14 protein-coding genes are annotated in these 13903 nt (G+C 73.4%); 6 read left to right on the top strand and 8 right to left on the bottom strand.

Annotated features, from left to right (window positions below; translation table 11 throughout):
- On the top strand, positions 1-876 hold an 876-nt coding region (locus HYE82_RS25330; protein WP_256987654.1), incomplete at its 5' end, for an acyl-CoA dehydrogenase family protein.
- The gene (locus HYE82_RS25325) at positions 876-1349 is read left to right on the top strand and encodes a nitroreductase family deazaflavin-dependent oxidoreductase (RefSeq protein ID WP_179176459.1); all 474 of its coding nucleotides are present in this window, start codon (positions 876-878) and stop codon (positions 1347-1349) included. The genes HYE82_RS25330 and HYE82_RS25325, both read left to right, overlap by 1 nt.
- Before the next feature lie 124 nt (positions 1350-1473).
- Here HYE82_RS25325 and HYE82_RS25320 read toward each other — a convergent pair whose 3' ends face one another.
- The gene (locus HYE82_RS25320; RefSeq protein WP_179176458.1) at positions 1474-2121 is read right to left on the bottom strand and encodes a TetR family transcriptional regulator; all 648 of its coding nucleotides are present in this window, start codon (positions 2119-2121) and stop codon (positions 1474-1476) included.
- A 380-nt stretch (positions 2122-2501) separates the two neighbouring features.
- On the opposite strand from HYE82_RS25320, the gene HYE82_RS25315 reads away from it, so the two are divergent.
- From HYE82_RS25315 to HYE82_RS25305, 3 genes are all read left to right on the top strand, one after another.
- Entirely contained in the window at positions 2502-3305 is an 804-nt protein-coding gene (locus tag HYE82_RS25315; protein ID WP_179176457.1) for a VOC family protein, read from the top strand.
- A gap of 344 nt (positions 3306-3649) precedes the next feature.
- Complete coding sequence (locus HYE82_RS25310) at positions 3650-6136, top strand: serine/threonine-protein kinase (protein ID WP_179176456.1); 2487 nt, start codon at positions 3650-3652, stop codon at positions 6134-6136.
- A gap of 82 nt (positions 6137-6218) precedes the next feature.
- Positions 6219-6713, top strand: a complete 495-nt coding sequence (locus tag HYE82_RS25305) for a peptidylprolyl isomerase (RefSeq protein ID WP_179176455.1) — start codon at positions 6219-6221, stop codon at positions 6711-6713.
- Between the two features lie 146 nt (positions 6714-6859).
- Here HYE82_RS25305 and HYE82_RS25300 read toward each other — a convergent pair whose 3' ends face one another.
- From HYE82_RS25300 to HYE82_RS25270, 7 genes are all read right to left on the bottom strand, one after another.
- Complete coding sequence (locus HYE82_RS25300) at positions 6860-7375, bottom strand: hypothetical protein (protein ID WP_179176454.1); 516 nt, start codon at positions 7373-7375, stop codon at positions 6860-6862.
- A gap of 2 nt (positions 7376-7377) precedes the next feature.
- A complete protein-coding gene (locus tag HYE82_RS25295; RefSeq protein ID WP_306439630.1) occupies positions 7378-7944 on the bottom strand; it encodes a hypothetical protein in 567 nt (188 codons plus the stop codon).
- 36 nt (positions 7945-7980) lie between these two features.
- Entirely contained in the window at positions 7981-9345 is a 1365-nt protein-coding gene (locus HYE82_RS25290; protein WP_179176453.1) for a hypothetical protein, read from the bottom strand.
- A gap of 13 nt (positions 9346-9358) precedes the next feature.
- Complete coding sequence (locus HYE82_RS25285; RefSeq protein ID WP_256987653.1) at positions 9359-9823, bottom strand: hypothetical protein; 465 nt, start codon at positions 9821-9823, stop codon at positions 9359-9361.
- A 558-nt stretch (positions 9824-10381) separates the two neighbouring features.
- Complete coding sequence (locus HYE82_RS25280; protein ID WP_179176452.1) at positions 10382-11158, bottom strand: enoyl-CoA hydratase/isomerase family protein; 777 nt, start codon at positions 11156-11158, stop codon at positions 10382-10384.
- Positions 11155-11601 (bottom strand): OB-fold domain-containing protein, encoded by a 447-nt coding sequence (locus HYE82_RS25275; protein ID WP_309144444.1) that lies wholly within the window; start codon positions 11599-11601, stop codon positions 11155-11157. The genes HYE82_RS25280 and HYE82_RS25275 overlap by 4 nt, the downstream gene beginning before the upstream one ends.
- A gap of 58 nt (positions 11602-11659) precedes the next feature.
- Positions 11660-12811: a lipid-transfer protein gene (locus tag HYE82_RS25270; RefSeq protein ID WP_179176451.1), complete on the bottom strand. Its 1152-nt coding sequence runs from the start codon at positions 12809-12811 to the stop codon at positions 11660-11662.
- A gap of 95 nt (positions 12812-12906) precedes the next feature.
- Here HYE82_RS25270 and HYE82_RS25265 point away from each other — a divergent pair.
- Positions 12907-13903 (top strand): AMP-binding protein (locus HYE82_RS25265; RefSeq protein ID WP_179176450.1); only part of this gene is annotated, 997 nt, incomplete at its 3' end.

Below are 13903 nucleotides of genomic sequence, written 5' to 3'. Positions count from 1 at the left end.
GTGCTCGCCGCCGAGGCGGCCGGGGCGGCCGGCCAGGCGCTGGACCGGACGGTGGAGTACGGCTGGCGGCTGTACGGGGAGGCCGCGCAGGTGCTCGACGGGCACAGCGCGGGCCTGCTGCTGGTCCCCGCGCACACGGGTGGGTTCGCCCGGAGCCGGACCCTGCTGTTCCTCGTGCGGGGGGACGCGCCCGGGCTCGTCCGGTGGCGGCAGACCGTCCTGGACGAGACCCGGCCGCAGGCCTGCGTCCAACTGCGCGAGGTCGAATCCGAGCTGCTGGGCGAGGGCGGCGACAGCGGCAGCACCTCCGACTCGGTCAGTTCCGGCGACTGCGGCGACTCCGGCGATCGCGTCCTCCGTGCGCTCGCCGCCACCGGGCGCACCGCCGCCGCAGTGCTCGCCGCCGAGGCGGCCGGGGCGGCCGGCCAGGCGCTGGACCGGACGGTGGAGTACGTGCGCACCCGGGAGCAGTTCGGCCGGGCGATCGGCTCGTTCCAGGCGGTCAAGCACCGGCTCGCCGACCTGTACGTGCAGGTCCAGGCGGCCCGCTCGGCCGCGTACTACGCCGCGTGGGACCCGGGGCAGGGCGGCCTCGCCCTCGCCCAGGCGCTGGAGACGCTGCGGCTCACGGCGGGCGAGGCGATCCAGCTGCACGGCGGCATCGGCTTCACCTGGGAGCACGACGCCCACCTGTACTTCAAGCGGGCGGCGGCCGACGAGCTGCTCTTCGGCCCGGTCCATCGGCTGCGGGCGCTCGCGGCCCACCGGGCGGGCCTGTTCACCCCCGGGGGACCGGTATCCGCGCCCGCACCCGTCCCCGCACCCGTCCCCGTCGCCGCCAGCCCCCTCCACCCGAGCGAGAAGGCGGTCGTCTGATGGCTCTCGGCACCAGGTTCGTCCAGAAGATCTCCTCGACCGTGCTCTTCGCCCGGATCGCACCGCACGTCATCCCCGCCCTGGACAGGGCCGTGCACCGCCTCACCCGCGGCAGGGTCATTCCCAGCGCCCGCATGCTCCCCGGGCTGATCCTCACCGCCAAGGGCGCGAGGACCGGGCAGCCGCGCAGTACGCCGCTCGCCTGCATGCCGGAGGAGTCCGGCGCCGGGTGGATCCTGATCGGCTCCAACTTCGGCCGCCCCGGGCACCCGGCGTGGACCGCGAACCTGCTCGAGCATCCCGACGCAGAGGTGAGTTGGAAGGGCCGCGACATCGCCGTACGGGCACGGCTGCTGCAGGGCGCGGAGCGCGCCGCGGCATGGCAGGCCGTGCTGAGGTTCTGGCCGCCGTACGCGACGTACCAGGCGCGCATCGAGCGGGAGATCCGGTTGTTCCGCCTGGAGCGTCGTTGATCGCGGCGGATCCCCGGTACGGCGCGGCGGATTCCGGTGACGGCGGCGGACCCCCGTGGTGGCGCGGCGGATTCCGGTGACGGCGGCGGACCCCCGTGGTGGCGGGCGGTCCGGAGGTCCGCCGTTACCTGGTCGGCTTCTTGCCGGTCATGCCCAGGTGGACGAGGAGCGCCAGGTTCGGCTTGAGCTCGGCCTGCTTGACGCCCCAGGTCTGGAAGCCCTTCTGGTGCGAGGCGACCGCGGCCAGCATCGCGACCAGCGAGCCCGCCATGGCCGCCGGGCTGAGTTCCTTGTCGACCTTGCCCTTGGCCTGGAGCTCCTTGATCGACTCCGTAAGGGAGTTGGTGACGGAGTTCAGGATCTTCATGCGGATCTTGTAGAAGCGCTTGTCGCCCTCGGCCGCGCCGAGGTCGACGACGCGCAGGATCGCGTCGTTGCGCCGCCAGAAGTCCAGGAAGCCCTCGACGAGCTCCTCGGCCGCCTGCCAGCCGGCCTTGCCGACCCAGCTGCGCCCCTCGACGAGCGAGGTCAACTGCGCGCCTTCGGTGGCCATTTGCTCGGCGATCTCCAGGACGGCGCCCTCGACGTCCGGGAAGTACTGGTAGAAGGTCGCGGGGGAGGTTCCGGCCTTGCGGGCGACGTCGATGACCTTGACGTCGCGGTACGGCGAGGAGCTGAGCATCTCGCCGAGGCAGTCGAGCAGCTTCTGCCGCGTCGCCTGACCGCGTCGGCCGGCAACGCGGCCGTCGACGGTGCGTACTTGTCCTGTCATGCCGTCAGCTTACCGAGGGGTGATGTGGGCGCGATTCGGCCGCCTGCAAATGGGGTTAGGTGGTGGCTGGCCTGGGCAATCGGAGCTCCCGAAAGGTCCGGCGGGCGGTTTCCGGCCGTTTTCGACCCCCGCCGAGGCCCCGCGCGCGGTATCGGGGAGCCGTCCGCGACGTCGTCCGCGAAGTCGTCCGGGAGGGGCCGGGGCGCGATCCGGTCCGGCCGCCCGAGGGGGTGGTCGCTTTCTTCCAGTATCCCCCGATTAGTCTTATCAACAGGCTGTGGACAAGCCTTCGGGCGGATCATGGCCGTGGGGACATCGCTGGGAGCTGCGCGGGAGCGTACGAAGGGTACGCAACCCCGCACAACGGAAGGAAACGGGCCATGGCCGCATTCGCGGAAGGCACACCCTGCTGGGTGGACGCCTCGCTTCCGGACGTCGAGGCGGGCAAGCGCTTCTACGGCGAGCTCTTCGGGTGGACCTTCAGCGAGAGCGCCGGCGCCCCGTACGGCGGCTACACGCAGGCCTACAGCCGCGGCCGCAACGTCGCCGCCCTCGCCCCGAAGCCCGACGGCCGCATGCCCACCGTCTGGGGGATCTACCTCTACACCAACGACGCCTACGCCTGCGCCGCCCGCATCCGCGCCTCCGGCGGCCAGATGGTGATGGACCCGCAGCCCCTCGGCCCGTACGGCACGGCGGCCCTGGCCGCCGACCCCGGCGGGGCCGTCTTCGGCCTGTGGCAGCCCGGCACCCACCACGGCTTCGAGGCCCAGCAGGAGCCGTACACCTACTGCTGGGCGGAGCTCTACACCCGGGCCCGCGACGCCGTCGACGTCTTCTACGCCAACGTCTTCGGCTTCGTCCCCGAGGACCAGGACGACGACGGCTCCGGCGTCGAGTACCGGCTGTGGTCCCCGCCCGGCAGCGCGCCCGGCGCCGAGACGGCCGTCCTGGGGCGCAGCCTGATCACCGACGCCTTCCCGGAGATCATGCCGGCGCACTTCCTCGCGTACTTCGGCGTCCCGGACTGCGACCGGTCCGTCGAGATCGTCAAGCGGCTGGGCGGCCGTGTCACCGCCGATCCGTTCGACACGCCCTACGGGCGGATCGCGGTCGTCGCGGACAACCAGGGCGCGGTCTTCGCCCTCCTCTCCGAGTCCGCCGGACAGCCGGGACCGGCCTGAGGCACCGGTCCGACCGGCGCCCGGACCGGCGCCCGGACCGGCCTGGGCCCACCCTTCCGCCCCGCCCGGACCGGCCTGAGGCCACTCTTCGGGCCCGCCGGGACCGGCCTGAGACGCCCCCTCCGGCCCGCCCGAACCGGCCGCCCCGGCCCGTCGGGAGCGACGCGACCCGGCACGGCCCCGACTGTGACGACACGCCCTGCGCGCGGGCCTGACAGAATCGGGGTTGCGCGACTCCGGACGACGCCCGGAAAGCAACGCCGCACGGAGGCCGACCACCGTGCGGGCGCGCGTGCAGGTGGAAACGGGCCAGGCCAAGGCCCGTACGGGGAGGTGTGAGGCGAGTGGTGGAGCAGCTGACGCAGCACGACCCGAGACGGATCGGCCCCTTCGAGGTGCTGGGACGGCTCGGCGCCGGCGGCATGGGGCTGGTCTATCTCGCACGGTCGGCGTCCGGACGCCGGGTGGCGATCAAGACAGTGCGGACCGAGCTCGCCGAGGACCAGCTGTTCCGGGTGCGCTTCACCCGCGAGGTGGAGGCGGCGCGCGCCGTGTCCGGCTTCTACACCGCGGCCGTGGTCGACGCCGACCCGCGGGCGGCCGTGCCGTGGCTGGCGACCGCGTACGTCCCGGCGCCCTCCCTGGAGGAGATCGTCAACGAGTGCGGGCCGATGCCCGTGCAGGCCGTACGGTGGCTCGCGGCCGGCATCGCCGAGGCACTGCAGTCCATCCACGGGGCGGGCCTGGTCCACCGCGACCTGAAGCCGTCGAACGTGCTCGTCGTCGAGGACGGCCCGCGCGTGATCGACTTCGGTATCGCGAGCGGTGTCTCCAACACCCGCCTGACCATGACGAACGTCGCCGTCGGCACCCCCGCCTACATGTCGCCCGAACAGGCGAAGGACTCGCGCAGCGTCAAGGGCGCCAGCGACGTCTTCTCCCTCGGCTCCACCCTCGTGTTCGCCGCGACGGGGCACCCGCCCTACCACGGGGCGAACCCGGTGGAGACGGTGTTCATGCTGCTGCGCGAGGAGCCCAACCTCGACGGGCTGCCCGAGGAGCTGCGCCCGCTCATCGAGTCCTGCATGCAGATGGAGGCCGCCCAGCGCCCCACCCCGGCCGACCTCCAGGCCCAGCTCGCCCCGCACCTCTTCGACGGCGGCGACGACAGCGGCACCGCGTCCGCCTGGCTGCCCGGCCGGGCCGTCGCGATGATCGAGGCCCGGCGCGCCGGACAGCGCACGGTGGTCGCACCGGTCCCGGCGCCCGGCCGAGGCCCCGGCGCCCAGGGGCGGCCCGCCGACGTGCCCACGCACCGCCACGCGCCCCGCGGCCTCGCGGAACCCGGCGTCGACCCGCGGACCGGCCATCCCCTCCCGCAGCGCCCCCAGCACCCGCCCCGGCCGACGTCGGCGCCCTCGTCGGCGCCCTCGGCGGCGTCCGGGGCGGCTCCCTCGGCGGCGCCCGGCGCCGTGCCCGCGCCCAGCGGCGAGCCGGTGCGCCTCGGCGGCTCGCCGGTGCCGATCGGGCCCGGGCCGCGGGCGAGCGCGTCGGCGCCCGCCGCGCACACCGGATCCGCCGACTCCGCGACCGGCTGGGTCCGCCCGCCGGGCGGCGCCTCCGCGGCCCCCGGGCCCGCCGCGTCACCGTCGTCGTCCGCGGCGGCCACCGCGGCGAACCAGGGCCCGGCCCCCGACAGCGGCCGCTGGCGCCCCTGGCGGTTCCGCATGTCGAACGAGGTGTGGGGCACCCCGACCGTCGCCGGCAACCTGCTCTACGTCACCTCCTTCGAGGTGCACGCCCTGGACGTGGCCACCGGCCGCCGCCAGTTCAAGACCCGCGACGTCGCCTGGGCCATGGCCGTCTCGGACGGCCGCATCCACGCCTCCGACGGCCCCTCCCTGTTCGCCCTCGACGCCTCCGACGGCACCGAACGGTGGCGGCTGTCCACCGACGCCTGGGTGTACGCCCTGCGCGCCGACCGGGGCACCGTCGTCACCGCCACCCGCGGCGGCGGCATCCAGGCCTGGGAGGCTTCCAACGGCCAGAAGCTGTGGGAGCTGTCCGGGGCGCAGAGCGACTTCGAGACGCCCGAGGCGGCCCCCGTCCTGCACGAGGGCACGCTGTACGTGTGGCAGGACGCCCGGCTGCGCGCCCTGGACGCCCGCAGCGGCGTGGAGGCCTGGTCGTACCCCGTCGGCGACGCGGCCTCCTGCGGCAACGTACCGGTACGCGTCACCCCGGCCCCCGACGGCAACACCTACATCGCCGCCGGCACCCGCGTCCTGTCCGTGGACCGGGCGTCGGGCCGGGTCCGCTGGCACTTCGAGGCGCCGGCCGTGTTCCTGGCCCCGCCGGCGTTCGCGCCGGGCGCGGCCGTCACCGGCGGCGGCGTGTACCTCGTGGACTACCTGGGCACCGTGTACGCGCTGGACGCGATCACCGGCAAGGACCGCTGGCGCATCGCCACCGAGCCGCGCTCGTCCTCGGACCCGGTGCTGATCGCGTCCGGCAGCATCCACCTGGGCGCGGGCAGCGCCGTGTACACGCTGGACGCGGTCACCGGCACCCCGAAGTGGCGGTTCGCGGCGGGCGGCGAGATCACCGGCTCCCCGGCGGTCGCCGACGGCCGGGTGCACTTCGGCTCCGCCGACCACTGCCTGTACACCCTGGACGCGGCCGGCGGGCAGCTCCGCTGGAAGCTGGCCACGGGCGGCGAGATCACCGGGGCTCCGGTCGCGGAGGGTGGCGTCGTGTACGCGTGCAGCAAGGACCGCTGCGTGTACGCGCTCGACGCGGTCAAGGGAACGGGCACCCGCACGGCCGGGTGAACGCCGGGCCGCCGGGCGGGGGCGGGCGGGGTTCCGGCCCCGCCGGGTCGCGCACGGCACCGGGAGTGACAGGATGGACCCCATGAGCAACGTCTACTTCGACATCAACATCAACGGCGAGGCCGCCGGCCGTATCGTCTTCCGCCTCTTCGACGAGGTCGTCCCGAAGACCGCGAAGAACTTCCGCGAGCTGGCCACCGGCCAACACGGCTACGGCTACGCGGGCTCGCCGTTCCACCGCGTCATCCCGCAGTTCATGCTGCAGGGCGGCGACTTCACCAACCAGAACGGCACCGGCGGCAAGAGCATCTACGGCGAGAAGTTCGCCGACGAGAACTTCCAGCTGAAGCACGACCGCCCGTACCTGCTGTCGATGGCCAACGCCGGCCGCAACACCAACGGCTCGCAGTTCTTCATCACCACGGTCGTCACCCCGTGGCTCGACGGCAAGCACGTCGTCTTCGGCGAGGTCGTCCAGGGCACCGAGGTCGTCGACGCGATCGAGAAGCTGGGCTCGCCGTCCGGCTCCACCCGCGCCAAGATCGAGATCGCGGCCTCGGGCGTCGTCGAGGCCTGATCCGAGGACGGGCCCGAGGACGGGCCCGAGGCCTGGTCCCACCGTTCCGGGCACGCCGTTCCGGGCACGCCCGATACGGCCGGAGGCCCGCTTCCCTTCCGAGGGGGCGGGCCTCCGCCGTGTCGGTCAGAGCCGCTCAGAGTCGTTCAGAGCCGCCCGAACAGCACTCCGCGCCAGGTCCACCCCGCGCCGAGGACCGCCTTCTGCAGCGGCGTCTTCATGTCCGCCACATCGAAGCGGAACGACTCGGTCGCCTCGATGCCGCCGTCCTTCCCCCGCCCGATGGTCCACTGCTTCGACACCGTCGTCACCTGGCCGCGGGAGAGCTCGCCGGACGTCGCCAGCCGGGGCGTGCCGCCGACCCACGTGACCTCCCACATCCGGTCGGCGGTCCGCACCTCGTGCCTGGCCGGGTCGATCCGCATCCGGATCTGTACCTGCCGCTCCAGCCGGTGGCGGAGGAAGTGGTCGTGCCAGGCGGGTTCTCGAAGCCGCCACTCCGCCACCAGGTCGGCGTCCTCCGCGGGCAGGGCGTTGCGCACGGTGTACGGCACGTCCGGCCCGCCCAGCGCGAGCAGCGCCGCCCGGACCTCCGCCGCCGGCTCGGGCGGGACGCCGCCGTCGGGGCGCCGCGTACCGGTCAGCCTGTCCTTGAGGCCCACGGCTACGCCCCCGTCCCCGCCGCGTTGTCCGGGCCGCCGGTTCCGGTGTTCCGGCCGCCGGCTCCGGTGTCCTGGCCGCCGGCCCCCGTGTCGGGGCCGACCGAGCGGAGGAACTCCTGGAAGTCCCCCCGCACGTCGTCCTCCTGTGCCGCGGTGGCGGTCAGGATCAGCCGGATCACCACGCGCCTGTGCGGGTCCGCCACGTCCTGCATGGCCAGATAGACCTGGGACTGGACGAGCTCGCGCGGCACACCGGCCACGGCGGCGGTGAACGTCAGCCGCTGCCCGAGGGCGGGAGAGTCCGCGGAGCCGAACTCGCGGCGGTCGGCTACCACCACCGGCCCGGCGACCCGGCGCAGCCGCTCCACCGACCCCTCGGCGATGTCGGCGAGGGTTTCCTCGCCCGTCCAGAAGTCGCCGTCGACGGTGATGTTCGCGGTGAACCCGGCATCCGGCTCCGGATGCAGGGCGACGAACGCCACGCCCGGGGCGCCGACCTCGTCCGGAGGGGCGGGCCGCCAGCCCTCCGGCAGGCTGAACTCGATCGGAATCGGCAGTGTCGTGGGCATGTTGTCAGGCCCTCCTTCCTTCCGCTGAGAAGTGCATCAGTCGAACAGTCCGACGAAGCCGTCCTTGATGTCGCCGGCGGTGTCGCCCACCCAGTCGGCGGTGTCGCCGGCGGCCTTGGTCACCTTTTCGGTGTCGATGGTGAACTCGCCGCCCACCGCGCCGCCGATACCGAGGGCAACACCCACCTTGCCGCCGACGTGCCACTTGCCGTCGTCGCCCTTGCCGAAGGTCACCTTGGCCTCCGCGCCCGCGCCGGCCCATCCCTCGGCCGTGGCGCCCGCGCCGATACCGGCGACCTCCCCGCCGCCCGCGACACTGAGCTTCCCGCCGGCGAAGGCCTTCGCCCCGGCGCTGAGGTTGTCCCACCGTGCCGTGCCGCTGACCGCGGCCTCTCCACCGGCGAATCCCTCGGTGCGCGCGTAGGCGCCGCCCCAGTGGCTGTAGTCGGCGCGTCCCTCCAGCAGGGTCCTGACACCCGCGGACACCTCGGCCTTGCCGGAGAGGCCGTCGTGGGTCATGCCGTAGTTCGCGCTGGCCCTGGCACCCAGGGTGATGTCGTCGACACCGGAGAGCGTCAGGTCCCCGTTCTGGTACTTGCCGTCCGCGGTCATGTGGAAGAGGTCGGCGTACGCCTTGGCCGAGCCCTCCTTGCCGTACTTCTGGCCACTGGCCGAGGCGCCGACGTCGGGGCCGGTGATCTTGAGGCCGCCTTCGGACTTCGGCCCGTTCTTCGCCGCCTCCGCCTCCTTGGCCGCCTGCTCCCGTGCGGCCTTCTCGTCCTTCAGGGCCTGGTCCAGATCGCCCGTGGCACCGGCGTTGAACCCGCTGAGCGACATGTCGGCGCCCTTGCCGAAGGCGTCCTTGTTGCTGTCGGTGACGGCGGTCTGGAGGACGGCCTTGATGTTCTGGTCGAGTTCGGTGACGACCTTCACCCGGTCGTCGATGTGCTTCTGCCACTTGTCGACGGCTTCGGCGATCGCCTTCTGGCCGTCGGGGTCGTGGTGGTAGGCGCTGCGCTCGCCCGGGGTGAGCTTGGAGTGGTCGAAGGCGACGCGTCCCTCCGCGGAGACGGTCATGCCGGCGGCTATCGCGTCGTCGCGGGCGCTCTCCAGCTTGTTCTTCAGGTCGGTGAACTTCTCCTGGGCGTCGCGCAGCAGACTTGCGATCGCCTTCGCCTGGACCTGGGCGGCCGCGTACTCGTAGCGGGTGGCAGCGAAGCCCTTCTGGGCGCTCACGGAGCTGAAGCCGGCCCAGTTGTCGGTCGTGGTGATCTTCTGGACGGTGTTGCCGTAGCGGGTCTCGACCTTCTTCAGCTCGCCCGCCGTCAGCTCCCACTTGCCTGCGGCCGTCCCGAGCAGGCCGAAGTTCGTGGTCAGGACCTCGTGGTAGTTCAGTGCCACAGCTCGGATCCCCCTATACGCCGTGCAGCTTCGACTTCGTGGCGAGGAAGTCGTTGCGCAGTCCGATGTCGTTGCGTGCGACGAGGCCCGAGGCGCCGCGCAGGGCGTTCTTCTCCGCTTCGAGGCGGGCGATCAGGTTCTTCACCTGCTGGTCCCAGGTCTCCGCGACCGTCTTCAGGCCGGCGGCGGTCTCCCAGCCGTCGAAGCCCTTCTGGGCGGCGCCGGTCGACTCGTCCGCGTGGTCCGCGGCGGTCTGGGTGTGCGGCTGGAGTTCGTACTGGATCGTGTTGGCGGCAGCCTCCTTTTCGGCCGGCGTCGAGGCGAAGTCCTGTCCGCCCGGCGCCTTCAGCAGCGGCGGCGGCGTGAGGCTCGGAGACTGCAGCAGCGGTGGCGGTGGTGCGGTGGCGCCCGGGGCCAGCGGCCCCTCGCCGTTCAGCCGCATGTCCACTTGGTGGTCCGGAACGAGTTCATCTGACATGTTCGCGCCTCCCGTCGGCTGGCGCCGATCATATGCACGACAACTGCGAACCGGCCAAGCCGCCTTGCGTGGGCGGGGCGCGCAGGCGCACCCCCCCCGGCGGCCGTCGGCAGCCGGACACGACGGGTCGTACGGAGGGACGAAAGGCACGGCGGATACAGGACGAGCTGCGGGTTTCCCATGGTCCGCAGGCAAGAGGACCACGGTTGCCGCGGCTGCTGCGCTGGTGAGGGCGACACTCCCACTGCCTGTTCGAGTGGTGGAGAACTCGCCTACACACCGCTGCGGATGGATCCCGATCCGGCGCGCAGCAGAGCAAGGCGGTGGCCCGGAAGCTCACGCGACTGTCCGGGGCGCAGGGCGCAGGGCGCAGGGCGCGGGGCACGGGGCGCGAGGTGCAGGGTGAAGGCCTCGCGTCGAGCCACAACCTCACGCGCTGCAAGGAGTACGGCGGCGACTGAGCCCCTTCTGAACGGCCGCGACGGAGGCGGTCGGAGGCGGTCGGGGGCGGTCGGGGGCGGCCGGCGCCGGGGCCGAACCGGGAGCCGGGTGTCGGTGTCACCGCAGCCGGGGCTCCGGCACTGCCCGCCGGGCCGCGAACAGGGCCGCTTGGCGGTCCGGCGGCAGGTTGCCCAGCGCGATCAGCGCCGGGGCCTGCGCCAGCGCCTGCTGCAGGGCCGCCTGCTTCGCCGACCACAGGGCCCGTACGGTGCCCTGCACGGCCTGCGTCGGGAAGCCGGCCAGCGTCCGCGCCGCCCGCAGCGCCGCCTCGGGCAGTTCCGCGGGCGCGGCCAGTTCCGAGACGAGCCCGATCTCGTACGCCCGCCGCGCCGACAGCCGTTCCGCCGTACCCATCAGGGACATCCGGGCGGCTTCGCCGAAGGGCATCCGCTGGGCCATGTACACGGCCTCGTAGGCGCTGACCATCCCGTACGAGGTGTGCGGGTCGAAGAAGGTCGCCGTGTCGGAGGCGACGATGAACTCGGCCTCGCCCAGCAGGTAGAACGCCCCGCCGCAGGCCATGCCGTTGACGGCGGCGACCACCGGCTTCCACAGGTCGGCCGCCTTCGGGCCGATCGCCGCCAGCGGGTCGTCGACCGAGTACGGGGAGCCCGGCTGCGGGACGGACGCGTCCCGGTCGATGCCGGTGCAGAACGCGGCCCCGCCCGCCCCGGTCAGCACCACCGCCCGGACCGCGTCGTCGTGGCGGAACTCCCGCCACAGCGCGGCCAGTCCGGCGGCGGTCGCCAGGTCGATCGCGTTGTGCCGGTGCTCCCGGTCCAGGGTGACGACCGCGACCCCGTCGGCCTCGTCCCGCTCCACCCGCAGCGTCATGCCTTCTCCAGGATCCAGCGCGGCACGGTGATCCCGCCCGCGTCGGCGAACACGGCCTGGACCCGGGCGCCGATGCGCAGCCGGGCCGGGTCCACCGAGTTCAGCGGGGCGTCGGCCGAGGCGACGAGGTTGCCGGCGAGCCGGATGTGCGGCGCGTCGGCGAGTTCCACGAGGACGACGTTGTACGGGGCCTGCGCCGCGTAGGCGGGAAGCAGCGGCGGGTGCGGGCGGACGTACGACCAGATGCGGCCCCGGCCGCCGGTGGGGCGCCACTCGGAGGCGAACGACCGGCAGTGCGGGCAGCAGGGGCGCGGCGGGAAGCGGAGCCTGCCGCAGGCGGTGCAGGCCTGGACGCGGAGTTCGCCCCGGGCGGCGTACTCCCAGAAGGGGGCGCCGTCGGCGTCCGGGACGGGCAGGAGCAGTGCTTCGGCGGCTGCGGTCACGGTGGTCCCTCGTCTCCTCGTGTCCCGGACGGCGGTGTGGTTCAGGTTCGGGTGTGGTTCAGGCGCGCAGCAGGAGCGCCGACGTCGGGACGCCCTCGCCGGCCGTGACCAGGCAGGTCGCGGCGCCGGGCACCTGGGCGGTCGAGCTGCCGCGCAGCTGTTTGACGCCCTCGTTGATCAGGTTGAAGCCGTGGACGTAGGCCTCGGACAGTCCGCCGCCGCCGGTGTTGATCGGGAGCCGGCCGCCGGTCTCCAGGGCTCCGCCCTCGGTGTAGGCGGCGCCCTCGCCGCGCGCGCAGAAGCCGTAGCCCTCCAGGGACAGCAGGATCAGCGGGGTGAAGGCGTCGTAGATCTGGGCGACGTCGATGTCCTGCGGGCCGAAGTCGGCGTGCTTCCACAGGTGCCGGGCGGCGGTCCAGGCGGGGCCGGTGAGCGGGTCGTCGTTCCAGTAGTTGACCATGCCGTGGTGCTGGGCGGGCAGGCCCTGGGCGACGGAGTGCACGTACACGGGGCGCTGCCGGCAGTCGCGGGCGCGCTCGGCGGAGACGATGACGCAGGCCAGCGCGCCGTCGGTCTCCAGGCAGTTGTCGAACAGGCAGAGCGGTTCGCTGATCATGCGGGAGGTCATGTACATCTCGCGGGTCAGCGGCCGGTCGTACATGATCGCGGCGGGGTTCTCGTTGGCCCGGTTGCGGCAGGCCATGGCCACGTTGAAGAGGTGGTCGCGGGTGGCCCCGTACTCGTGCATGTAGCGGCGGGCCAGCATGGCGATCTCGTCGGCGGGCCGGAGCAGCCCGAAGGGGCGGGTCCACTGTCCGGGGGTGGGCAGCTGGACGGCGGTGTCGGTCCAGGGGCGCGGCCCGGAGCCGCGTTTGCGGGAGCGCCAGGCGACGCCGACGGTGGCCTGGCCGGTGGCGACGGCGGCGGCGAGGTGGGCGACGGTGGCGCAGGAGCCGCCGCCTCCGTAGCCGACCTTGGAGAAGAAGGTGACGTCCCCCGCGCCGATGGACTTGGCGACCTCGACCTCGTCGGTCTCCTCCATCGTGTACGAGGCGAAGGCGTCGACCTCGGAGGGGGCGATGCCGGCGTCCGCGAGGGCGGCGAGGATCGCCCGGCAGGCCAGCGCCTTCTCGGACTCGGGCAGGTGTCTGGCGAAGGGCGTCTGGCCGATTCCGACGATCGCCGTAGCGTCCTTGAGTGTTGCCGCCATCCGCCACCTCCGCGGGCCGCGCCAGTGCTGACAGCCGCGAAGGCTACAGCTAATCTGACGGATAGTCAGCTACTGGTGTCGTGGGGAGGCGGACGATGGGCGAGGGCGTACGCGAAACCGGGCGCGGACCGGATGCCGATTCCGGACGCGGCGGACGCGGCGGACGCGGCACAGGACACGGCGGGCCGGGGCGCGGACCGGGACACGGGACAGCACCGGCCACCGCAGGCGAGGACGTACGGGGCGACCTGCGCTGGGGCAGCATCCCCGGGCTGGTCCGCGCGGCCGCCGCCCGCCACGCCGACCGCGAGGCCGTGGTCGACGGCCGCACCCGGCTGACCTACGCGCAGCTCGGCGAGCGCATCGAGCGCGCCGCGGCCGCCGCCCTCGCCGCCGGCATCGAGCCGGGCGACCGGGTCGCCGTCTGGGCGCCCAACACCGTCGACTGGATCGTCTCCGCCCTCGGCGCCGTCTCCGCGGGCGCCGTCCTCGTCCCCCTCAACACGCGGTTCAAGGGCACGGAAGCGGCGTACGTCCTCCGACGCAGCCGGGCCCGGCTGCTCTTCGTCACCGGCACCTTCCTCGGCACCTCCTACGTCGCATCCCTGCGCCGGGCCGCCGCACAGGGCCCCGCCGCCGACGGCCCGCTTGCCGGCCCGCTGCCCGGCCTGCCGCACCTGGAACAGGTCGTCGTCCTCGCCGACGACGCCCCCGAGGACTTCCGCACCTGGAAGGACTTCCTGGCCGACGGCGACACCGTGCCCGCCGCGGCCGTCCGCCGGCGCGCCGAAACGATCCGCCCCGAAGCCCCCTCCGACATCATCTTCACTTCGGGCACCACCGGCAGACCCAAGGGCGCCGTCATCACCCACGCCCAGTCCCTGCGCTGCTACGAGGTGTGGAGCGAGCTCGCCGGACTCCGCGAGGGCGACCGCTACCTGATCGTGAACCCCTTCTTCCACACCTTCGGCTACAAGGCCGGCATCCTCGCCTGCCTGATGCGCGGCGCCACGATGGTCCCCCAGCCCGTCTTCGACGTGGACACCGCCCTCGCCAACATCGCCGCCGAGCGGATCTCCGTCCTCCCCGGCC

Origin of the sequence: Streptomyces sp. BR123, assembly GCF_013401435.1 — a bacterium.
Classification (GTDB): Bacteria; Actinomycetota; Actinomycetes; order Streptomycetales; family Streptomycetaceae; genus Streptomyces.
Note: the sequence above shows the minus strand (reverse complement) of the source record. Positions and strands in the feature narration are given on the sequence as shown.

Coding starts and splice junctions, on each gene's coding strand:
- HYE82_RS25285 (WP_256987653.1), bottom strand. CDS start 9,823: ATGTCAGATGAACTCGTTCCGGACCACCAAGTGGACATGCGGCTGAAC.
- HYE82_RS25280 (WP_179176452.1), bottom strand. CDS start 11,158: ATGACGCTGCGGGTGGAGCGGGACGAGGCCGACGGGGTCGCGGTCGTC.
- HYE82_RS25305 (WP_179176455.1), top strand. CDS start 6,219: ATGAGCAACGTCTACTTCGACATCAACATCAACGGCGAGGCCGCCGGC.
- HYE82_RS25320 (WP_179176458.1), bottom strand. CDS start 2,121: ATGACAGGACAAGTACGCACCGTCGACGGCCGCGTTGCCGGCCGACGC.
- HYE82_RS25315 (WP_179176457.1), top strand. CDS start 2,502: ATGGCCGCATTCGCGGAAGGCACACCCTGCTGGGTGGACGCCTCGCTT.
- HYE82_RS25325 (WP_179176459.1), top strand. CDS start 876: ATGGCTCTCGGCACCAGGTTCGTCCAGAAGATCTCCTCGACCGTGCTC.
- HYE82_RS25295 (WP_306439630.1), bottom strand. CDS start 7,944: ATGCCCACGACACTGCCGATTCCGATCGAGTTCAGCCTGCCGGAGGGC.
- HYE82_RS25270 (WP_179176451.1), bottom strand. CDS start 12,811: ATGGCGGCAACACTCAAGGACGCTACGGCGATCGTCGGAATCGGCCAG.